This is a genomic window from Priestia sp. SRI_019, from assembly GCF_057586255.1.
In genome coordinates this window covers 173,435-193,566 of sequence record NZ_JBYCZN010000001.1, presented here as the reverse complement: position 1 = coordinate 193,566, position 20,132 = coordinate 173,435, and the positions used below count along the sequence as shown (strand labels likewise).

Annotated in this window: 22 protein-coding genes and 1 riboswitch; of the genes, 2 read left to right on the top strand and 20 right to left on the bottom strand. The window is 39.0% G+C overall.

What is annotated here, in order from left to right:
• Nucleotides 1-145: 145 nt before the first annotated feature.
• Nucleotides 146-352 (top strand): hypothetical protein, encoded by a 207-nt coding sequence (locus AC2YJL_RS00955; protein WP_013059387.1) that lies wholly within the window; start codon nt 146-148, stop codon nt 350-352.
• 66 nt (nt 353-418) lie between these two features.
• Here AC2YJL_RS00955 and ssuD read toward each other — a convergent pair whose 3' ends face one another.
• The 13 genes from ssuD to AC2YJL_RS00890 all read right to left on the bottom strand — a co-directional run bounded on the left by ssuD (nt 419) and on the right by AC2YJL_RS00890 (nt 11,487).
• Nucleotides 419-1,543 (bottom strand): FMNH2-dependent alkanesulfonate monooxygenase, encoded by a 1,125-nt coding sequence (gene ssuD / locus AC2YJL_RS00950; RefSeq protein WP_251568857.1) that lies wholly within the window; start codon nt 1,541-1,543, stop codon nt 419-421.
• Nucleotides 1,540-2,094: an NADPH-dependent FMN reductase gene (gene ssuE / locus AC2YJL_RS00945; RefSeq protein ID WP_251568859.1), complete on the bottom strand. Its 555-nt coding sequence runs from the start codon at nt 2,092-2,094 to the stop codon at nt 1,540-1,542. Before ssuE ends, ssuD begins: the two co-directional genes overlap by 4 nt.
• A 69-nt stretch (nt 2,095-2,163) precedes the next feature.
• Nucleotides 2,164-3,018 carry an ABC transporter permease gene (locus tag AC2YJL_RS00940; RefSeq protein ID WP_153254661.1) on the bottom strand — a complete coding sequence of 285 codons (855 nt, stop codon included), beginning with the start codon at nt 3,016-3,018 and terminating at the stop codon, nt 2,164-2,166.
• A gap of 10 nt (nt 3,019-3,028) precedes the next feature.
• The gene (locus AC2YJL_RS00935; RefSeq protein ID WP_251568861.1) at nt 3,029-4,015 is read right to left on the bottom strand and encodes an aliphatic sulfonate ABC transporter substrate-binding protein; all 987 of its coding nucleotides are present in this window, start codon (nt 4,013-4,015) and stop codon (nt 3,029-3,031) included.
• Between the two features lie 33 nt (nt 4,016-4,048).
• Nucleotides 4,049-4,846 carry an ABC transporter ATP-binding protein gene (locus tag AC2YJL_RS00930; protein ID WP_407818571.1) on the bottom strand — a complete coding sequence of 266 codons (798 nt, stop codon included), beginning with the start codon at nt 4,844-4,846 and terminating at the stop codon, nt 4,049-4,051.
• 136 nt (nt 4,847-4,982) lie between these two features.
• Nucleotides 4,983-6,194, bottom strand: coding sequence for a cation:proton antiporter (locus AC2YJL_RS00925; protein ID WP_025750630.1), 1,212 nt, complete (start codon nt 6,192-6,194; stop codon nt 4,983-4,985).
• On the bottom strand, nt 6,195-6,695 hold the full coding sequence (locus AC2YJL_RS00920) for a cation:proton antiporter regulatory subunit (protein ID WP_050688587.1): 501 nt from the start codon (nt 6,693-6,695) through the stop codon (nt 6,195-6,197).
• 148 nt (nt 6,696-6,843) lie between these two features.
• Nucleotides 6,844-7,173, bottom strand: coding sequence for a hypothetical protein (locus AC2YJL_RS00915; protein ID WP_230933660.1), 330 nt, complete (start codon nt 7,171-7,173; stop codon nt 6,844-6,846).
• A gap of 200 nt (nt 7,174-7,373) precedes the next feature.
• Nucleotides 7,374-7,598 carry a spore germination transcription factor GerE gene (gene gerE, locus AC2YJL_RS00910; RefSeq protein WP_013059396.1) on the bottom strand — a complete coding sequence of 75 codons (225 nt, stop codon included), beginning with the start codon at nt 7,596-7,598 and terminating at the stop codon, nt 7,374-7,376.
• 173 nt (nt 7,599-7,771) lie between these two features.
• Complete coding sequence (locus tag AC2YJL_RS00905) at nt 7,772-8,221, bottom strand: acyl-CoA thioesterase (RefSeq protein ID WP_251568863.1); 450 nt, start codon at nt 8,219-8,221, stop codon at nt 7,772-7,774.
• Between the two features lie 63 nt (nt 8,222-8,284).
• Nucleotides 8,285-9,058 carry a succinate dehydrogenase iron-sulfur subunit gene (sdhB, locus tag AC2YJL_RS00900; RefSeq protein WP_013059398.1) on the bottom strand — a complete coding sequence of 258 codons (774 nt, stop codon included), beginning with the start codon at nt 9,056-9,058 and terminating at the stop codon, nt 8,285-8,287.
• Nucleotides 9,059-9,061: 3 nt separating this feature from the next.
• Nucleotides 9,062-10,849: a succinate dehydrogenase flavoprotein subunit gene (gene sdhA / locus AC2YJL_RS00895; protein ID WP_013059399.1), complete on the bottom strand. Its 1,788-nt coding sequence runs from the start codon at nt 10,847-10,849 to the stop codon at nt 9,062-9,064.
• A gap of 29 nt (nt 10,850-10,878) precedes the next feature.
• Entirely contained in the window at nt 10,879-11,487 is a 609-nt protein-coding gene (locus AC2YJL_RS00890; protein WP_013059400.1) for a succinate dehydrogenase cytochrome b558 subunit, read from the bottom strand.
• A gap of 489 nt (nt 11,488-11,976) precedes the next feature.
• Between AC2YJL_RS00890 and AC2YJL_RS00885 the strand changes: the two genes are divergently transcribed.
• Nucleotides 11,977-12,504, top strand: a complete 528-nt coding sequence (locus AC2YJL_RS00885) for a YslB family protein (RefSeq protein ID WP_013059401.1) — start codon at nt 11,977-11,979, stop codon at nt 12,502-12,504.
• 50 nt (nt 12,505-12,554) lie between these two features.
• On the opposite strand, the gene AC2YJL_RS00880 is transcribed toward AC2YJL_RS00885, so the two are convergent.
• The 7 genes from AC2YJL_RS00880 to fadR all read right to left on the bottom strand — a co-directional run bounded on the left by AC2YJL_RS00880 (nt 12,555) and on the right by fadR (nt 20,124).
• Nucleotides 12,555-13,787, bottom strand: coding sequence for an aspartate kinase (locus AC2YJL_RS00880; protein ID WP_251568864.1), 1,233 nt, complete (start codon nt 13,785-13,787; stop codon nt 12,555-12,557).
• Nucleotides 13,788-13,928: 141 nt separating this feature from the next.
• Nucleotides 13,929-14,106, bottom strand: a riboswitch (Lysine riboswitch).
• 65 nt (nt 14,107-14,171) lie between these two features.
• Nucleotides 14,172-15,938 (bottom strand): excinuclease ABC subunit UvrC, encoded by a 1,767-nt coding sequence (gene uvrC / locus AC2YJL_RS00875; RefSeq protein WP_060745466.1) that lies wholly within the window; start codon nt 15,936-15,938, stop codon nt 14,172-14,174.
• A 224-nt stretch (nt 15,939-16,162) separates the two neighbouring features.
• Nucleotides 16,163-16,477, bottom strand: coding sequence for a thioredoxin (trxA, locus tag AC2YJL_RS00870; protein WP_013059404.1), 315 nt, complete (start codon nt 16,475-16,477; stop codon nt 16,163-16,165).
• 409 nt (nt 16,478-16,886) lie between these two features.
• Complete coding sequence (locus AC2YJL_RS00865; RefSeq protein WP_050688591.1) at nt 16,887-17,867, bottom strand: electron transfer flavoprotein subunit alpha/FixB family protein; 981 nt, start codon at nt 17,865-17,867, stop codon at nt 16,887-16,889.
• Between the two features lie 26 nt (nt 17,868-17,893).
• A complete protein-coding gene (locus AC2YJL_RS00860) occupies nt 17,894-18,667 on the bottom strand; it encodes an electron transfer flavoprotein subunit beta/FixA family protein (protein ID WP_016765685.1) in 774 nt (257 codons plus the stop codon).
• A gap of 18 nt (nt 18,668-18,685) precedes the next feature.
• Nucleotides 18,686-19,459, bottom strand: a complete 774-nt coding sequence (locus AC2YJL_RS00855) for an enoyl-CoA hydratase (protein ID WP_195695838.1) — start codon at nt 19,457-19,459, stop codon at nt 18,686-18,688.
• Nucleotides 19,460-19,539: 80 nt separating this feature from the next.
• Nucleotides 19,540-20,124 (bottom strand): fatty acid metabolism transcriptional regulator FadR, encoded by a 585-nt coding sequence (gene fadR / locus AC2YJL_RS00850; protein ID WP_013059408.1) that lies wholly within the window; start codon nt 20,122-20,124, stop codon nt 19,540-19,542.
• Between the last annotated feature and the right edge of the window lie 8 nt (nt 20,125-20,132).

The following is a 20,132-nucleotide window of genomic DNA, read 5'->3' as shown; positions in this document are numbered from 1 at the left end:
TTACAACCCACTAAATTTACATATCGACAAAAAAATCAATAGGCAAAAAAGAAAAAAATTGAACATTTTGTGAATATTTTGTGTCTTTTTTGGAAAGTATTTGATATAATAATTGTAAGAAGAAAAAGAATAGGAGGCGACTAAAATGAGAAGATTCTTACAGTTTTACTTTATGTTTAGTTCTCTGTTCTGTTTTGGAAGCGTTTTCGTCCTACTTATGTCTCAAGAATATTATTTTGCACCGTTATTCCTCACACTGGGCTGTTTAAATATTTTTCTCTTTAAAGTATATATTCAAGAAAGTCGAAAAGATAAACAAGCTGCACCTGAAAAACCTAAACCAACAATTTAACGAACTCGTCTCTCGGCTGAGATGAATGTAAAAGAAGAACCGGTGAATTTTTCACCGGTTCTTCTTTTATGACGTTGAAGCTTTTGGAAACCTATCGTTTGCAATAATCTCACCGATGCTTTCACTCTTTCCTTCACCCTCATCAATATTTAAAAGCGGAAACAATAACTCGCCTACGTGATAAGCTTCTTCTAAATGCGGATAGCCTGATAAAATAAAAGATTCAATTCCTAAAGCTTCATATTCTTTTATTCGTTTCGCTACATTTTCAGCACTGCCTACTAGTGCAGTTCCTGCACCTCCCCGGACAAGCCCTACACCTGCCCATAAGTTAGGGCTAATCGTAAGTTCCTCTCTGGTTCCTCTATGAAGGCTCGCCATTCGCTGCTGCCCGACCGAGTCATACCTAGCAAAAGTACGCTGTGCTGCTTGAATCGTGTCGTCGTCCAAATGCTGAATTAATCGATCGGCTGCTTGCCAAGCTTCTTCTTCCGTTTCCCTTACAATAATATGCAAACGAATCCCAAACTTAACGGTTCTGCCTTCTGCTTCTGCTTGCTTTCTCACAGCCGTTATTTTTTCTCTTACTTGTTCAGGAGGTTCGCCCCACGTTAAATACACGTCAGAATGTTTTGCTGCAACTTTTTGTCCTGAGGGTGAAGATCCGCCAAAATAAATAGGTGGAGAAGGTTTTTGAACAGGTGGATACAACAGCTCACTGTTCTCTACATGAATATGTTTTCCTTCATAATTAACCGTATCTCCAGCCAATAACCCTTTCCACACATCTAAAAATTCATCCGCAGCTTCATAACGTTCATCATGTGATAAGAAAAGGCCATCTCCCGCTAATTCGGCCGGATCTCCTCCTGCTACTACATTAACTAGTAAACGACCGTTTGAAATTCGATCAAGAGTCGAGGTCATGCGCGCTGCCACGGAAGGGGCCATAATGCCGGGACGTACAGCTACTAAAAATTTCAAACGCTCTGTTTCAGGTATAAGTGAAGCAGCCAATAGCCAAGGGTCTTCGCATGATTTCCCCGTTGGAATCAAAACTCCTTCAAACCCTAAACGGTCAGCTGCTTGAGCAACTTGCCGAAAATATGAATAGTCTGCTGAACGACCTCCTCGATTTGTCCCTAAATATCTTCCATCTCCATGGGAAGGAATAAACCATAGTATTTTCATGATTCAACACTCCTTTTCGTTTGTTCTAGATGATATCCCAGCTCTTTTAATGAACGTTTAATTCTCGCTTCTGCTTCTTCCGTAATAAACTCAATTTCATTTTCTTTCGTATAAGCCACCTCAGAATCAACAATATAAACTCCATGAATAAGAGCAGTAGCCCCTAAAACTGATAAAGTCGGCTTAAATACATAATCAAGAGTCAGTAGGTGAGCAATGGTTCCCCCTGTAGCTATCGGCAGCACGGTTTTATTGTGAAAACCTTTTTCAGGTATTAAATCTAAAAATGTTTTTAAAATTCCTGTGTAGCTAGCTTTATAGATTGGGCTGACAATAATAACGGCATCAGCATCTGCGACTTTCTTTTGAGCTTCTTGAATCGCAGGGCTAGAAAAGTTAGCATATACTAAGTCTTCAGCGGGCAAGTCACGGACATGCACGGTTTTCACTTCATATTTTTCATCTTGTAGATATGCTGCAATATACTCGCTTAAAGCAGCTGACCTTGATTGCTTTGAAGGGCTTCCTGTAATAATTGTAACCTGGCTCATTATCATCTCTCCTTTTCACTTATAAAACTGATAGATTTACAAGGATTAATACGTGTATAAATCCTTCTTTTATTTTTCACCTGCGTAGCTGTCTCTCCATTTAAGAAGACGCTTTTCTAATACTCGGACAAATGAATCGGTTAATTTGCCTACAACAGCAAAAATGATAATTCCGACAAAAACTACGTCCGTTTGAGAAAACTGTCTAGCATCCATAATCATGTATCCTACACCTTCACTTGCTCCCATTAATTCAGCAACTACCAGTCCGAGCCATGCAATACCTAAAGACAATCGGACACCAAGTAAAATATTAGGAAGAGCAGCTGGTAAAATGAGTTTTGTGATTTGTTTCCATTTACTAAATTGAAGAACGCGAGCAACATCAAATAATTTCGAATCAACCCCGCGAATGCCTAGATACGTATTCACATAGATTGGAAAAAATGCACCATTTGCAATTAGCAATATCTTTGAAATTTCACCAAAGCCAAACCATAAGATAAATAAAGGCGCCAATGCAAGGTGTGGAACAGTTCTAAGCATTTGAATAGATGGATCCATATAGTGCTCTGTTTTCTTTGAGAAACCGACAATTACACCAAATAGCAACCCTAGTCCAGCTCCAACGGCAAAACCTATGGCAGCACGCAAAATACTGATTTGAAGATTAGCTCCGAGTTCCCCGGATACGATGAGCTGTTTAAAAGAAAGTACAATATCAACAGGTGTAGGAAGAACAGTTTTGGATACATAGCCCGCAGAACCAATAATTTGCCACACCGTGATAAGCAGAAGTGGCACGACAAGAGAACGAAGGAAAATCCCCTGCTTATTTTTCGCTTCTTCCTTTCTTTTTTTCACTTTTTGCAAGTGAGCTGCTGAAGACTGGACATGTCCTGAAACCACAGATGTTTTACTCATTTTCATCACCTCATTTTTCTTTTAATGCTTTTTCAATAAATGAATTATCAACAACATCTCCAGTATCAATTTTCTTTTTAATAACACCTAAAGATTGTTGAAAATCAGCTGTTCGCTGTTGTTCTGCAATAATTTCTTTAGAGGTTGGACGATTATAGGCAGGATTATTTTTTAACACTTGTCTTACTACGTCTTTATCTAGATTTTTTTGCTTTGCTAAAATATCCACAGATTCTTCAAAATGTTCGTTTTGCCATTCAAGCGCTTTTTGATAAACTTGTAAAAACTTAACGACTAACTCTGGATGATCTTTTGCAAAGCCTTCTCTTACAATAGTAAAACCTGGTGAAGCAACCTTTAATGAATCGCCGTCTGCTAAAATACGAGCTTCATTTTTTAAGTTTTGCAGTGAGATAAACGGTTCCCAGATTGACCATGCATCCACTGACCCATTTTCAAATGCTGGCTGAGCTTCGTCTGGCTGAAGCTGAATAATCTTTACATCACTTGGCTTCAACCCATTTTGGTCAAGAGCTCTGTATAATAAATTAAAACCGCTGCTTCCTTTCGCAACCGCAATCTTTTTACCTTTTAAATCTTTTACGCTTTTAATCTTGCTGTTTTTCCCTACTAAAATGGCATTTCCTTTCAACCCGTCGCTGGAATTAGCAATTTCTAAAAACGGAATGTCTGCGCCTTGACCAGAAATAACCGGTGAATTTCCAACTTGGCCGAAATCCAAATGTCCAGATGCTAAACCTTCAAATTGCGGAGGTCCGCTTTGAAACTCTGTCCATTTAACATTTACACCTATTTTTCTAAATTCTTTTTCAAACCATTTTTGGTTTTGTGCCAGCATTAAAGGGCCTAAGCTTTGTTGGATCCCAATGTTGATCGTAACGTCTTTTGAATCTTCTCCGCTCGCTTTTTCTTTTGTCCCGCATCCAGCCAATGCGAGAACAAGTACAATAGATGCAGTTAAAAGTAGCTTTTTCATCTGTTCTGTCTCCTTCTCTGTCTTATTGAATCTTTAATGTTCTCCTGCTTCTTCAAATTCTTTCAGTACTTGCTGCCTTAGCTGCTGAAATGGTAACTCTGTCTTTTTTCGCGGATGACTAATTTCTACTGGAACGACCCGGCTAATTTCTCCTGGCCTGGCACTCATAATCACAATTTTAGTCCCCAAGTAAATGGATTCATCTAAATCATGCGTAACAAAAATCATGGTTGTTTTTTCTTTTTTCCATATGTCTAGCAGCACATCTTGCAAATGAGTGCGAGTAAAAGCATCTAACGCACCGAACGGCTCATCTAATAATAAAACTTCTGGATTTCTTAAAAGAGCACGCGCAATAGCGACTCGTTGAGACATCCCTCCGGATAATTCTCGAGGATAAGCTTTTTCAAATCCTTTCAGCCTGACAATATCAATTAACTCATCTACGCGGCGCCGAACGTTCGAATCTTTCAGCGATAAGTCAGCCGCTATATTTTGTTCCACATTAAGCCATGGGAACAAGCGGTGTTCTTGAAAGATCATTCCCTGTTTAATGCTAGGTCCGGCTATGTGCTTCCCGTTGATTTCAATACGCCCTTCATAATCCATATCAAGTCCTGCAATCATTTTAAGCAGCGTACTTTTTCCGCATCCGCTCGGACCAATAACGGTAATAAATTCACCTTTATTAATCGTAAGATTTACATTTCGCAATGCTTGAGTTACTTGTTCTCCTTTTTGAAATGATCGGTTAACAGATTGAATGACAACACTCACAGCAGTTCCTCCTCCTTGAATTTTCAAATCAAAAGCTCGTTCATCTAAAAACACAAAAGCTCCTACCTGAAAAAGGTAGGAGCTTTCGGTTGACCGATCAGCCCGTTGCTATATTTAACTGATTTGTTATTGGATTATTTTGAATTTTATCATATTAATCCGATTTGTCAACTGTGTTTTATATATATTATCACTTTGATTCTTGAGGATTTGGTTTTTTCCATTTAAATACCGAGTTTAAAAACCCATATATATGCTTAGACTCCTTCGTTAACAAAGGGCCAATAATAGCTAGGATCAATACATAAAGCGCAGCGAATGGCTGAAGAATTGCGGATAATCCTCCTTCAATTCCAATGTTAGCCATAATAATTGAAAACTCGCCTCGTGACATAATCGTTAACCCAATGTTGGTCGAAGCCTTGTGTGACAGCCCGCTTTTTCTTCCTGAGATCATACCGGCTGTAAAGTTACCAATAATCGTAAGCGCAACTGCACCAAGCGCAAGCCAGCCCGCATCCCATAGCGTGAGAGGATCAATACTTAACCCGAAGCTGAAGAAAAAGATGGCTCCAAAGAAATCACGAAACGGTACGACAAGATGTTCAATACGATCGCGATGTTCCGTTTCAGAAAAGACAAGTCCAAGCAATAACGCGCCAATTGCTTCTGCCACGTGAATTGTTTCTGAGAAGCCTGCCACAAAAAACAATACCGCAAAAACGACGATTATAAAGATTTCGTTTGATGAAATATTTAAAAGTTTATTTAGTAGCGGCGTGGCTTTTCGAGCAATGATAAAGAACAGCATCATATAGCCAAACGCAATTAAAATAGATGTTAAAGATCCAGCAAGCGATCCGTGGTCTCCAAGCACCAACCCTGAAACGACAGAAAGATAAACCGCTAAGAAAATATCTTCAAACATGATAATCCCTAATATCAGTTCCGTTTCTGGATTCGCTGTTCGTTTTAAATCAACCAATACTTTTGCGACAATTGCGCTGGACGAAATCGTAATAATTCCAGCGATAATCAGCACTTCAAGAAGAGGATTTCCTGTCAGGTATCCATACAATAATCCTAAAGTGAAGTTAATTAAAATATAAATAGACCCTCCCACCGCGATGGACCTACCTGATTTAATTAGCTTTCCAACTGAAAATTCTAATCCTAAATAAAACAGTAAAAAGAGAACTCCAATTCTCCCCATAAATTCAATAATCTCTTGGCTTTCAATAAACTTTAAACTGAATGAGCCAAACTCAGGAGCATGGGGACCGACCGCCATGCCCAGCAGAATGAGGAATGGAATAATCGTAAATTTAAATTTATGTGCTAGTATAGCCGCTAAAGCCACTAGTAACAAAGCTGTCCCAACTTCAAATACTAAATGATCCAATTATGAACTACCTCCTTGTGAAAGCAATTCTTTAATGAGCGTTTTTAAATTCCCTCGTTCTCCAGAGATAACAAGCGTATCTCCTTCTTCAATTAACGTATCTGGTCCTGGAGTTGATAATTTTTTTTGCGTGTTTTTAATGACGGCGATGATAGTGACATCATAGTTGCTGCGAACGTCAATTTCACCAATTGTTTTACTGTGAGCTTTCGCTTGTTTTTCAACTTTGTACCATTCAATAACTAAGTCATTGAATGCCACTTCAATGGTTTCCATTGCTTTTGGCTTGTAAATCATGCCGCCTAAAATTGCAGCTAGCTGTCTTGATTCTGTATCTGTTAACGTAATGTCAAAAATGCTTTCTTCTAAATCTTTTTGATCGAAGTGGTAGATTTCACGTCTTCCATCATCATGAATGATAACGACTACGCGGCTTCCTCCGCTTGTCTCAATTTCAAATTTACGGCCGATTCCTGGTAACTCCGTTTCTTTAATCATCATTGAATGATCACTCCTATAAAGTTTTTAAAAAGAATTTTTTAATTTTGCCCCGTTATTTGCCTAGAAAATCCGCATAGCAAATAAGCCTAAGAATAGTTGGTAATTTTAGGTTTGAAGAAAAGGCTGTTGAAATTTCAACCTTTTTTATTTAATTGAGGTAACTTGATTGAAAGATTTTTGGATAAAAAAGTGTTTTCTTGAGGATAAAATACGCAATTTGATGCGTTGGAATGATGAGTTTGGCACTCGTCCATACTAAAGCAAAAGTTACTATCACGCTTTGTATGAGGGATCCTATTTGTTTAACGCTGTGCTTAGCTCCTGGAGACATGTGCACAATATCGGTGTAATGCTGAACCGAACTTTTTGTGACCTTCACTTTTTCAAAGTCGTTATCAATAAATTTATCTGGCAAACTCGCAAAAGGCAAACAGAATATCATGCATAACAATAAGCTCATCCATACATTTTTCATCATCTCACCTCTCTTTCTTCTGAACTAGTATCTCCTTACTTAAAAGTATACGTACTCTGAAATTCAATTTCAAGCAATAAGTTTTTTTTATAAAGATTTACCTTTTTTATAATATTTTCTTAACGTCATTCTTTTTAGATATGTATGCGACACCTGAAAAAATATACAAAAAGCTGGCTTTCTAAGAAGAAAGCCAGCTCATGTTATAGTTCAAGTTCTCCCATTCGAAGGAGTTCTACGACTGCTTGAGAACGCCCCTTGACTCCAAGCTTTTGCATCGCATTAGAAATATGATTTCGAACTGTTTTTTCGCTAATGAATAGTTCACTCGCGATTTCTTTTGTTGTTTTGTCCTGTACTAAAAGCTCGAATACTTCTCGTTCACGCTTTGTAAGTAGCGGTTTAGGTTGAAACTCTTTTTCTTTCAATGTAACCCTCCTTGCCTGATCCTGAGTTGAACTATCGGATGGGTGTAAATTTAGTCAACATATCTTATGTGCGGTATGCCTACGCGGTTACTAGTTTTAGAAAAAATATGCAAAAAACTCTTTTTTACCTTTAAAAAAGAAAAAAGCCTGAAGAAAGAGCCTTCAAGCCATTTTCATATAGTTGATAAACACCTTTTCATCTCTTCATCCCAAGGCACGCTTTTTCCTGTTTCTTTAGAAATTTGCACCATTGTTCCTCTCCCGGTGAGCACAACCTCTTTTTGCTCATTTTGAATCATATAGTGTAAATCAACCGACGAACGTCCAATTCTATGAGTTTTTACAAAAACAGATAGCACGTTGCCAAAATACACTTGTTTGGCATAATCGCACTGCAAATCAGCCACCACCGGTATCGTTCCCTCATGCTTACTCGTCCACTTTTGCATAAAGCCAATATGGTGAAAAAATTCCGTACGTATTTGTTCAAAATAAACAAAAGGAACCGTATTATTTAAATGCCCAAACATATCTGTTTCTGAAAATCTTACCTTGATCTCCTTCTTAAACGAAAATGACTCTTTCCAATGATCTATGTCTTCAATATACGAAATATTATTCATCTGTATTTCCTCCGTTCGTCATAGACAAAATAAAACCTCTCCGCGTGGAGAGGTTTTGAGTGATTATACTTGATCGCTACCAAAGAAACTTCTGAATGCTTGAATTGTTGTATCGCGGTTCAAAGCTGCGATTGAAGTAGTCAATGGAATTCCTTTTGGACATGATTGAACGCAGTTTTGAGAGTTCCCGCAGTTCGCTAGTCCTCCATCACCCATAATCGTCTCTAAACGTTCTCCTTTATTTAACGCACCGGTTGGATGGGCATTAAACAAGCGAACTTGAGAAAGCGGTGCTGGACCGATGAAGTTTGACTTGTCGTTTACGTTTGGACAAGCTTCTAAGCAAACGCCACATGTCATACATTTGGATAACTCATACGCCCACTGACGTTTCTTTTCAGGCATACGCGGTCCTGGCCCTAGATCGTATGTGCCATCGATTGGAACCCAGGCTTTTACTTTTTTCAGTGAATCAAACATACGGCTGCGGTCTACTTGCAAGTCACGAACCACAGGAAATGTTTTCATTGGCTGTAAGCGAATTGGCTGTTCTAGTTTATCAACAAGAGCCGTACATGACTGACGAGGTTTACCGTTGATGACCATTGAACAGGCTCCGCATACTTCCTCTAAACAGTTCATCTCCCAGTTTATCGGAGCAACCTCTTTACCTGAAGCATCAACAGGGTTACGTCTGATTTCCATCAGTGCTGAAATAACGTTCATATTCGGACGATACGGAATTTCAAACTCCTGATTGTAAGGAGCAGATTCAGCTGAATCTTGACGTGTAATAATGAAGCGCACTGTCTTTTGGACTGTTTGTTGTTCACTCATTGATTAACGAACCCCCTCTTGTTGTTTTTTTGGTTTTTCATCTTTTTTCTTTGTGTAGTCGCGCTTACGCGGTTTGATTAACGATACGTCTACCTCTTCATAATGGAAAGAAGGAGCCGTTTTCTTATCCACAAAAGATGCCATTGTTGTTTTTAAGAATTCTTCATCGTTACGATCAGGGAAATCTGGCTTATAATGAGCACCGCGACTTTCGTTACGGTTGTAAGCTCCTAGCGTTACAACACGTGAAAGCTGAAGCATGTTTTGCAGCTGACGAGTAAATGTTGCCGCTTGATTACTCCATTTAGCCGTATCATTAATGTTAATACGATCATAGCGTTCAATTAATTCTTGAATTTTTTCATCTGTTTTTAACAGTTTGTCATTGTATCGTACGACTGTCACGTTGTCAGTCATCCATTCCCCTAGCTCTTTATGAAGAACATATGCATTTTCTGTACCTTGAAGATTCATGATATTGTTCCATTTCTCTTCTTCTTCTTTCACATGACGATCATATACGCTTGAAGAAATAGCATCTGCGCTCTTTTCTAAACCATTGATGTATTCAACCGCTTTAGGACCAGCAACCATCCCACCATAAATAGCTGATAATAATGAGTTTGCTCCTAAACGGTTCGCTCCGTGCTGTGAATAATCACACTCACCAGCTGCGAATAAGCCAGGAATATTTGTCATTTGATCGTAATCCACCCATAAACCGCCCATTGAATAGTGTACGGCTGGGAAAATTTTCATTGGCACCTTGCGCGGATCATCGCCCATGAATTTTTCATAGATTTCGATGATACCTCCAAGTTTAATGTCTAGCTCTTTTGGATCTTTATGTGAAAGGTCCAGATAAACCATGTTCTCTCCGTTAATTCCTAACTTCTGCGCTACGCAGACGTCAAAAATTTCACGAGTTGCAATATCACGAGGTACTAAGTTACCGTATGCAGGATATTTTTCCTCTAAGAAATACCAAGGTTTACCGTCTTTATATGTCCAAACGCGTCCGCCTTCTCCACGAGCAGATTCACTCATAAGACGAAGCTTATCATCTCCTGGGATAGCAGTTGGATGAATTTGAATAAACTCTCCGTTTGAATAGTATGCACCTTGCTGATACACGATAGATGCCGCTGAACCGGTATTAATAACTGAGTTCGTCGATTTTCCAAAAACAATTCCAGGTCCACCTGTAGCCATAATAACCGCGTCAGCTGGGAACGTTTTAATTTCCATTGATTTTAAATTCTGTGCAGAAATTCCGCGACAGCTGCGCTCATCATCAAGAACAGCACCTAAGAATTCCCATCCTTCGTACTTTGTCACAAGTCCGGCAACTTCATAGCGACGAACCTGCTCATCTAATGCATACAATAATTGTTGACCCGTTGTTGCCCCAGCAAAAGCCGTACGGTGATGCTGCGTCCCGCCAAATCGTCTGAAGTCTAACAAACCCTCAGGAGTACGGTTAAACATAACACCCATGCGGTCAAGTAAGTGAATAATACCAGGAGCTGCTTCACACATTGCTTTTACAGGTGGCTGGTTGGCTAAAAAGTCTCCGCCGTACACTGTGTCATCAAAGTGTTCCCATGGTGAATCCCCTTCACCTTTCGTATTTACGGCTCCGTTGATTCCACCTTGCGCGCAAACTGAGTGAGATCTTTTTACCGGAACTAGTGAAAATAAATCTACTTGCTTGCCAGACTCAGCAATTTTTATTGTTGCCATCAAGCCAGCTAAACCGCCACCGACTACGATGATTTTTCCGTTACTCATCGGAACCCCACTCCTTCAAAACCTTAATTTTATGCAAATGCGAATAATGTACGAACACCTACAAATGTAAGTGCTAAGAAGATTGCTAATGTCACATAAGTTGAAATTCTTTGAGAACGTGGTGTTACAGTTAACCCCCAGCTAACTCCAAATGACCATAGACCGTTTGCAAAGTGGAAGATCGTAGATACAACACCAACTATGTAGAATGCAAGCATTGCCGGGTTGCTTAAAATTCGTTCCATCATTTGAAAATCTACTTCTTTTCCAAGCGCAGCTTGTATTCTGGTTTCCCATACGTGCCATGTGATGAAGATAAGTGTGATTACACCTGAAACACGCTGAAGGATAAACATCCAGTTACGGAAAAAACCGTAGTTGTTAACGTTTGTTTTAGCAGTGAATGCGATGTAAAGACCGTATATTGCGTGAAAAACGATTGGTAAGAAAATAATGAAAATTTCTAGAGCATAGCGGAAAGGTAAGCTCTCCATGAAGTGAGCTGCTTGATTAAATGATTCTTCTCCCTTTGTCGCGAAATGATTCACAACTAAATGCTGTGTTAAGAAAATCCCGATTGGTATTACCCCAAGTAATGAATGGATTCTCCGATATTGAAACTCTCTGTTTGCCGCCATCTGCGTAGACCCCCCTTAGTTAAATGAACATAGTTTGTGAAGAACTTTCTTACTCCCACTAGACAAATAGATTAATCGTGAATACAGGAAATGAAAACCTTTGCATTTCCTAATAAAGTATGTGACAGGTTAATTTTACTCCCATCGATTAAGAGCGTCAAGGCAAGATGTTTAAATCTTCTATAAAATATAAATTTATAAAATTTTATATTTGTTACCGCTTACTATACTGATGTTACAGATTTTTTCTTTCTATTATAATATTGCTTGCCACAACTAAGTAAGCGTTTACTTTATACTTTTATTGTAAACAAGTTCACAAAACATTTACACAGGTAAAAGTACCCTTTTAAAAGGTATATTATGGATTTTTTATCTTTACATCTAACTCTTTTTACCATAATAAAGATCCTCTTACATTTTATTAAAAAAATGCGTGAGAGGTTTTTTAGATTTGTATATAATAGTAGTAAAGAAAGAGGGGAAAGCATGAGCAATTTACAAACAGAATCACAGCAAGAACTTGAAGAGACGATGGAAACATCAGAACCTAATGTCACAGCTGAAACAGAGAGAACTCTTGATCACGTTTCATATTTCGGATACAGCCTTTTGCGTGACGTGTTAATTCCAGAGCTTCTTGGAGACGAAACAAATACCATTTCATACTGGGCAGGAAAACACCTTGCGCGGAAATACCCGTTAAATACAATGGATGAAATCGTCGCTTTTTTTAAAGCAGCTTCCTGGGGAACACTGACGCTTGCAAAAAAAGATAAATATTCACTAGAGCTTGAGTTATCAGGTGATGTGGTCAGCAAAAGATTTCAGCAGGAAACTTGTTCGTTTCATCTTGAGTCAGGATTTGTAGCTGAACAGATTCAGCGTCAAAACAACTGCCTAACAGAAGCCTACTTAACACATAAAGAAAAGAACGGAAAAGTGCTGATTTCGGTACAGTGGGACCGAAAAGATATCTTACCTACCGAAACGCGTGCGGAGCGTTATAAAAAATAGGAAATATGTATATATAAAAGACGTGGAAATACCACGTCTTTTTCTCTTCTTTATACTTGCACTGCTTGCTGCTCTTCTAATTCAAATGCTACGTGAAGCGTCTCAACAGCTTTTACCATATCAGCGTGCGGTACAACTGTAGATACTTTAATTTCAGACGTGCTGACCATCTTCACTTCAATTTTCTCTCCTGCCAGCACTTCAAACATTTCGGCTGCAACGCCTGGATTAGAAATCATGCCAGAGCCGACAATTGATACTTTAGCCAGACTGCTTTCATGTTCAATACGCGTATATCCTAAAGTAGATTTATACTCTTTTAAGACGGCAAGAGCGGCATCTACGTCTACAGTTTTAATAGAAAATGAGATAGAAAGACGATTATTAGCCGTTACGTTTTGAATAATAATGTCCACATTTAACTGTTCTTTTGCTAATGCTGTAAAAATAGTAGAAAGAGTTTGCAACTCGTTGTTTAACCCTTCAATTGTCACTCGTGAAATATTATCTTCAAACGCAATTCCTCTTACGACTAAGTTTTGTTCCATTGAAACTTCCTCCTCAACAATCGTTCCATTCTCGTTTTCTAAGCTTGAACGCACTTCTAGCGGTACCTGATAATTTTTTGCAAACTCAACGGCGCGCGGATGCAGCACCCCTGCTCCCAAATTAGCTAATTCTAACATTTCGTCATATGAAATAGAGTGAAGCTTACGAGCATCTTCTACATAGCGCGGATCTGTCGTAAACACTCCTGTTACGTCTGTATAAATATCACATTTTGCAGCTTTTAATGCTGCGGCAAGAGCTACTGCCGTCGTGTCAGAGCCGCCTCGACCTAATGTTGTAATGCTTCCATCTTCTGAACAGCCTTGGAATCCAGCTACTACTACGATTCGACCTCTATCTAATTGGCTTTGAATACGAGTCGTGTCAATGTGCTGGATTCGTGCATTGCTGTGAACTGCTTCCGTCTGGATACCAGCTTGCCAACCTGTTAGCGAAGTTGCTTCATACCCTTTATATTGAAGAGCCATTGTTAACAGGGAAATCGTTACTTGTTCTCCAGTTGTAAGAAGCATATCCATTTCGCGTTTGCTTGGACTGTCCGTAATATCACTTGCTAATTTCACCAGTGCATCTGTAGTTTTGCCCATTGCCGATACAACAACAACTACTTGGTTACCGCGCTCTGCTTCTTGAATAACACGGTTTGCTACATGTTGGATACGTTCAACAGAACCAACAGATGTTCCACCAAATTTTTGAACGATTAATGCCATAATTTTGTTCATTCCTTTTCAATAAATTTGCATATGCAGGATGATGAGAAGCTAAATTTTTTTACTCAGACAATAAAAAAAGCAATGAGATGAGCTCTCATTGCTTAACGAACGAAAATTATAAAACATAACCGTCCACTGCCGTGAGATAGCTCTCCAAGAATCTACATCTTGACAATCCTACGTTTATTCAACGCAGAACCAGCAATCATTACTATGAGGTAATGTTCACTTCGGCAAATTTCCCTTTCCGCATCATTCATAAGAGCTCATACCCTTCCTGATACGTACTGATTAAATTTGCACCTCTATCTTCACTTCATTTGATGAAGTGTCGTATGAAATTAGTTAATAGCTTATCAAATATTTTCTATTATTTCAAGACTATTTTTGCAATGTTTCATAAATTTTTTCAGCGATGTTTTGAGGAACACCTGAATTTCGAATATCATCAACCGTTGCTTCTTTCAATTTTTTCACCGAACCAAAATACTTTAACAAAGCTTTTTTACGCTTTTCTCCCACTCCCGGAATGTCGTCCAGAACAGACTGAAAAGCGGACTTAGAGCGCACTTGACGGTGGAAGGTAATCGCAAAGCGGTGAACTTCATCTTGAATTCGCTGAAGCAAATAAAATTCTTGACTATTGCGTTCAAGCGGTATGATTTGAGGAGGCTCACCAATCATCAGGTTGGAGGTTCTGTGCTTATCATCTTTGACAAGACCTGCTGTAGGCACTAAAAGTCCCAATTCATTTTCGAGAACGTCCTGTACTGCAGCTAAATGCCCTTTGCCTCCATCTACAACAATTAAATCTGGAAGCGGAAGACCTTCTTTTAACGCTCTGGAATACCGTCTGCGAACGACTTCTCTCATGGAACTGTAATCATCTGGTCCCTTTACGGTCTTAATTTTATATTTGCGATATTCTTTCTTTTCCGGTTTCCCATCAACAAAAACAATCATCGCAGAAACGGGATCTGTCCCTTGAATATTTGAGTTATCAAATGCTTCAATCCGGTAAGGCGCTGCAATTCCAAGCTCTTCTCCTAACCGTTCAACTGCGCCGACCGTGCGCTCTTCATCTCGTTCAATTAAATAGAATTTTTCACCGAGCGCAATTTTTGCATTTTTACACGCAAGTTCTACTAATTCTTTCTTTTTGCCTCGCTTTGGATGCTGAACCTCTACTTCTACTAATTTCTCAGCTAACTCTGCATCAATCGTTGCTGGAACCAGCACTTCTTTTGGCTTAATATTTTTGGCATAAAACTGACCGATAAAAGTTAAGAAATCTTCTTCTGGCTCTTTATAAAAAGGAAACATAGAAACTTCTCGCTCAATTAATTTCCCTTGGCGAATAAAGAAAACTTGAACACACATCCAGCCTTTATCATAAGAATAGCCAAACACATCTCGATTAACAAAATCATTAAACGTTACTTTTTGCTTTTCCATTGTCGCTTCAATATGAGCAATTTGATCTCGATATTCTTTAGCCCGTTCAAAGTCAAGTTCTTCTGAAGCTTTTAACATTTTTTCAGTTAACTCTGTTTTGACATGCTCATATCCACCATTTAAAAACCGCGTGATATTTTCAATAATTTGTTTGTTTTGCTCTTCTTTTACTTCTTTTACGCAAGGAGCTAGACATTGCCCGATATGGTAATACAAACAAGGTCTGTCTGGCATGGTAGAGCACTTTCTTAGTGGATAAATGCGATCAAGAAGCCGCTTGGTTTCATTTGCAGCTTGGACGTTAGGATAAGGACCGAAGTATTTCCCTTTATCTTTTTTTATTTTTCTTGTAATAACAAGGCGGGGCTGTTTTTCAGCTGTAATCTTAATAAAGGGATAGCCCTTATCATCTTTAAGCATAATATTGTATTTTGGATCATGCTTTTTAATTAAATTCATTTCTAAAATAAGCGCTTCTAAATTAGAAGATGTGACGATATATTCAAAGTCGACAATGTCGTTTACAAGTCGAAGCGTCTTTCCGTCATGAGATCCGGTAAAGTAGGAGCGCACTCGATTTTTTAATACTTTTGCTTTTCCTACGTAAATGACCGTTCCATATTTATCTTTCATCAAGTAGCAGCCGGGCTGATCCGGTAAAATAGCCAGCTTTTCTTTTAAATAATCATTCATACTTTTCTCCTTCCTCTTCTCTTACTCTGTCCATCTATACATTCGCTTATGAAGCGTAACCTACATTCTTTCCTGCTTTACAATACATGCACATAAGCCGGATTTATGACGGTGTTCCTTACATCTAGTATAAAACAAACGAACGCATATTCGCTAAATAAAAGTATTCCCAAAAGAGAAAAAGTGGAGAAAAAGAAAAAACCTAGCCTGAGCTAGGTTTTGACTTACGCGTGTTTATTAATTAATTCTGTTAATGCTTCTTTTGGTTGGAAACCAACTACTTGGTCAACTTTCTCTCCATCTTTAAATAATACTAAAGTTGGGATACTCATAACACCAAATTTTCCAGCTGTTTCTTGGTTTTCATCAACGTCTACTTTCACGATTTTAACTTTATCGTTAAGTTCGCCATCAATTTCTTCAAGAACTGGAGCAATCATTTTACAAGGTCCGCACCATGGTGCCCAAAAGTCAACAAGCACTAGGCCTGATTTAATTTCATCTGTAAAGTTTTTATCTGTAGCATGTGCAATAGCCATTTTAATTCCTCCTAAATATATGCAATATCCAAATTCTACTCACAGTATATCACCTTCAAATAAGGTTTGCTAACTTTTTGCTTACATTTATACTGTTTATTCTCCGCTCTAGTTTGTACAATTCACATAAAAACATACGTAGAAAATTTCGTTTTCCGTGAGGTTGAGACATAACGAAATGAATTCCATCTAAAGGTGAACAAATAGTATACAAAGGCTGAACCGCTTGTGCCACCGCAGTTGATTTCTATGCAAGACTTCGCTTTCCCCGGGAGTCTGGCACAGAAATCAACTGCTAGAAAGACCCACACACATAAAGTTTACCCCAACAAAAAAACGAACCACTAATCAAACATCTTGATCAATGGTTCGTTTTTCACTTCGTCTAAAATCCTTTTGTCCCAGCCTCTTACGCAGACTGTACTTTCAGCTTTTTAAATTCTTCCGTTAGTAGAGGCACCACTTCAAATAAATCTCCAACGATTCCGTAATCAGCTACTTTAAAAATATTCGCTTCAGGATCTTTGTTAATGGCAACAATAATTTTTGAATTTGACATGCCGGCCAAATGCTGAATGGCTCCTGAGATTCCGCAGGCAATGTATAAATCTGGTGTGACTACTTTGCCCGTCTGACCGATCTGAAGAGAATAGTCGCAGTAATCTGCATCGCACGCTCCGCGAGATGCCCCAACAGCTCCATTTAACACGTCCGCTAGTTCTTGGAGAGGTCCAAAACCTTCCGTGCTTTTTACACCTCGACCACCTGCAATCACGACTTTTGCTTCGGATAAATCAACCCCTTGCGTTGCTTTCCGTACAACTTCTTTTACAACTGTACGCAGGTTTTTGATTTCAACATTTAAATCCTCTACATCGCCTGTACGTCCCTCTTCTTTTGCAAGCGGTGAAATATTATTTGGACGAATCGTGACAAACGTAAAAGCATCGGTCATGATTTTCTTTTCAAATGCTTTACCAGAATAAATTGGGCGGGTAAAGACTACTTGATCCCCTCCAACTTCTACATCCGTCACATCGGAGATAAGTCCTTTGTCTAAGCGAGCTGCCAGTTTTGGCGCTAGGTCTTTGCCAAGAGCCGTATGGCCAAATACGATAGCTTCAGGCTGTTCACTTTCAATGATGGCTAATAACGCCTGAGCGTAACCATCTGATGTATAAGCAGCTAAATCTTCATGCTCCGTCACAACAACTTTATTTGCTCCGTACGCAATAAGCTCTTCACTTAAAGCTTTTACGTTCTTTCCTACTAACGCTGCAACAATTTCTCCACCGTCAGCTACAGTAGATGCTGCGGAAATCGCTTCAAACGATACGTTTCGTAATCCCCCATCACGTGCTTCTCCTAGAACTAACACTTTGCGTCCCATTGCAATACCCCCATTGTTTTGACTTATTAAATGACTTTTGCTTCTTTATGCAGTAAATTGACCAGTTCTGTCACTTGATCTTTTATATCTCCTTGTAATACGCGTCCTGCGTCTTTTTTCGGAGGCAAATAAATTTCAATTGTCTTTGTTTTTGCTTCTACATCATCTTCATCTAAATCTAAATCATCCAATTCCACTTCAACCAACGGTTTCTTCTTCGCTTTCATAATCCCTGGAAGAGATGGATAGCGAGGTTCGTTAAGTCCCTGCTGAGCTGTTACTAAAAGAGGAAGCGACGTTTCAATAACCTCGGAATCACCTTCCACATCGCGTACAACAGTTACTTTTTCACCTTCGATATCCAATTTTGTAATGGTCGTGATATAAGGGATTTCTAACTGTTCTGCTACGCGCGGTCCCACTTGGCCCGAACCTCCGTCAATCGCTACGTTTCCTGCCAAAATCAAGTCAGGAGATTGTTCTTTTAAGTACTGTGCCAGCAGCCTAGAAGTCGTGTACTGATCGCCATCTTCTATGTCATCTTCCGTATTGATTAAAACCGCTTTATCTGCTCCCATAGCCAAAGCTGTTCGGAGTTCTTTTTCTGATTCTTCCCCTCCTACACTCACGACCGTAATCTCCCCGCCATGCTTTTCCTTTAGCTGAATAGCTTCTTCAACTGCATACTCATCGTAAGGATTAATAATGAATTCAGCCCCATCTTCAACAATTTGACCATTTTTTAATGAAAGTTTCTCCTCTGTATCGAATGTTCTTTTTACTAACACGTAAATATTCATTCAATTCCCCTCCTAAGCTTATTTTCCTAAAAATTTAGGCTGGCGCTTTTCAATAAAAGCGGCTACGCCTTCTTGAGCATCCCGGCTTTTGAATACGCTTCCAAAAAACTGCGCTTCTTTTTTAATGCCGCTGTAGTAAGCATCTGTTTTTACATGCTGAAGCAGCTGCAAGGTAGCTTTAACAGAGATTGGGCTTTTTTTGGCAATTTTTCTAGCAAGTAAAAATGTTTCATTGATAAGCTGACTTTCTTCAAAAGCTGCATTTGCCAATCCTAACTCCACTGCCTCGCTTCCGGATATTGGATCACTTGTCAGCATCATCTCACAAGCCTTATGAACTCCTACATAACGAGGCAATCGCTGAGTTCCTCCAAACCCTGGTATAATTCCTAACTGAAGCTCAGGCAGGCCCAGCTTAGCGTTTTCTGTTACCAAACGGATATGGCAGCTCATAGCAAGCTCCAATCCTCCGCCTAAAGCAGCTCCATGAATAGCTGCAATCACTGGTTTTGGGTAATTTTCAATATACTCAAAGAGCTCTTGACCGTTAACAGCAAGCTTCTCGTATTCTTTTTCCTGCTGAAGTGATGTGAATTCTTTTATATCAGCTCCGGCACAAAAAAATTTCCCTTCACCTTTAATAACGATAACCCTTGTCTCTTTACTATCTTCCAAATGTTTCAAAACACTTGAAAGATCTTTTAATAAAGCTTGAGACAAAGCGTTAGCAGGTTGTCTATTTAACGTAATGAAGCTTATTGCATCAACAGTTTCAACCTGGATAATCTCCATTTGTTTACGCCACCCTTTCTTTCTATTTTCATTACCTTGCGCTTTTTCCCCTCGCAGGGGAGCAGCAGGCTCACTTACGATTATGAGCCGCTGCAGCCGTTTAACAGCAGGGAATGGACTTTATCTACCGATTCTATTAGACCATATCGATGATCGTTCATTACCCATGTTGTGACAGTTTCATCAATCGTTCCAAAAATCATCTGTCGCGCAAGACGAATATCTATATTTTCAGAAAACTCACCCGTTTCGATTCCTGTCTGCAAAATAGAATCAATGAGAGTCAGATAATCTTTTAATACATCATTAATTTTCAATCTTAAATCTTTGTTCGATTGACGCAGTTCGAGCTGTGTCACTGTAGCTAAATGATGATCCTCTGCTAGAAACGAAAAATGTTTGTCAATTAACACATGAAGTTTTTCTGCCGCGGTTTCAATTCCCGCCAGTTCTTCATAAATTTTTTCTACAAATTGTCCCATCTTCTCTTGAAACAAAGAAATTAAGACATCTTCTTTGTTTTTAAAATATAAATATATCGTACCGTCTGCAACTCCAGCCTGCTTAGCAATTTTAGAAACCTGAGCATTGTGGTATCCGTTTTCTGCTATTACTACTACAGCTGCATCGATAATCTGTTTATACTTTGGCTTATTTCTTCTCAATCTTATAC

What these genes read in the sequence shown, in the direction of transcription:
- AC2YJL_RS00920 (WP_050688587.1), bottom strand. Translation starts at nt 6,695, where the DNA reads ATGATGATTAAAGAAACGGAGTTACCAGGAATCGGCCGTAAATTTGAA.
- AC2YJL_RS00955 (WP_013059387.1), top strand. Translation starts at nt 146, where the DNA reads ATGAGAAGATTCTTACAGTTTTACTTTATGTTTAGTTCTCTGTTCTGT.
- AC2YJL_RS00885 (WP_013059401.1), top strand. Translation starts at nt 11,977, where the DNA reads ATGAGCAATTTACAAACAGAATCACAGCAAGAACTTGAAGAGACGATG.
- AC2YJL_RS00940 (WP_153254661.1), bottom strand. Translation starts at nt 3,018, where the DNA reads ATGAGTAAAACATCTGTGGTTTCAGGACATGTCCAGTCTTCAGCAGCT.
- sdhA (WP_013059399.1), bottom strand. Translation starts at nt 10,849, where the DNA reads ATGAGTAACGGAAAAATCATCGTAGTCGGTGGCGGTTTAGCTGGCTTG.
- AC2YJL_RS00915 (WP_230933660.1), bottom strand. Translation starts at nt 7,173, where the DNA reads ATGATGAAAAATGTATGGATGAGCTTATTGTTATGCATGATATTCTGT.
- trxA (WP_013059404.1), bottom strand. Translation starts at nt 16,477, where the DNA reads ATGGCTATTGCACATGCTACAGATAAAAACTTTACAGATGAAATTAAA.
- AC2YJL_RS00935 (WP_251568861.1), bottom strand. Translation starts at nt 4,015, where the DNA reads ATGAAAAAGCTACTTTTAACTGCATCTATTGTACTTGTTCTCGCATTG.
- uvrC (WP_060745466.1), bottom strand. Translation starts at nt 15,938, where the DNA reads ATGAATGATTATTTAAAAGAAAAGCTGGCTATTTTACCGGATCAGCCC.
- AC2YJL_RS00890 (WP_013059400.1), bottom strand. Translation starts at nt 11,487, where the DNA reads ATGGCGGCAAACAGAGAGTTTCAATATCGGAGAATCCATTCATTACTT.
- ssuD (WP_251568857.1), bottom strand. Translation starts at nt 1,543, where the DNA reads ATGAAAATACTATGGTTTATTCCTTCCCATGGAGATGGAAGATATTTA.
- ssuE (WP_251568859.1), bottom strand. Translation starts at nt 2,094, where the DNA reads ATGAGCCAGGTTACAATTATTACAGGAAGCCCTTCAAAGCAATCAAGG.
- AC2YJL_RS00880 (WP_251568864.1), bottom strand. Translation starts at nt 13,787, where the DNA reads ATGGCATTAATCGTTCAAAAATTTGGTGGAACATCTGTTGGTTCTGTT.
- AC2YJL_RS00855 (WP_195695838.1), bottom strand. Translation starts at nt 19,459, where the DNA reads ATGGAGATTATCCAGGTTGAAACTGTTGATGCAATAAGCTTCATTACG.
- AC2YJL_RS00905 (WP_251568863.1), bottom strand. Translation starts at nt 8,221, where the DNA reads ATGAATAATATTTCGTATATTGAAGACATAGATCATTGGAAAGAGTCA.
- AC2YJL_RS00865 (WP_050688591.1), bottom strand. Translation starts at nt 17,867, where the DNA reads ATGGGACGCAAAGTGTTAGTTCTAGGAGAAGCACGTGATGGGGGATTA.
- sdhB (WP_013059398.1), bottom strand. Translation starts at nt 9,058, where the DNA reads ATGAGTGAACAACAAACAGTCCAAAAGACAGTGCGCTTCATTATTACA.
- AC2YJL_RS00860 (WP_016765685.1), bottom strand. Translation starts at nt 18,667, where the DNA reads ATGAATATTTACGTGTTAGTAAAAAGAACATTCGATACAGAGGAGAAA.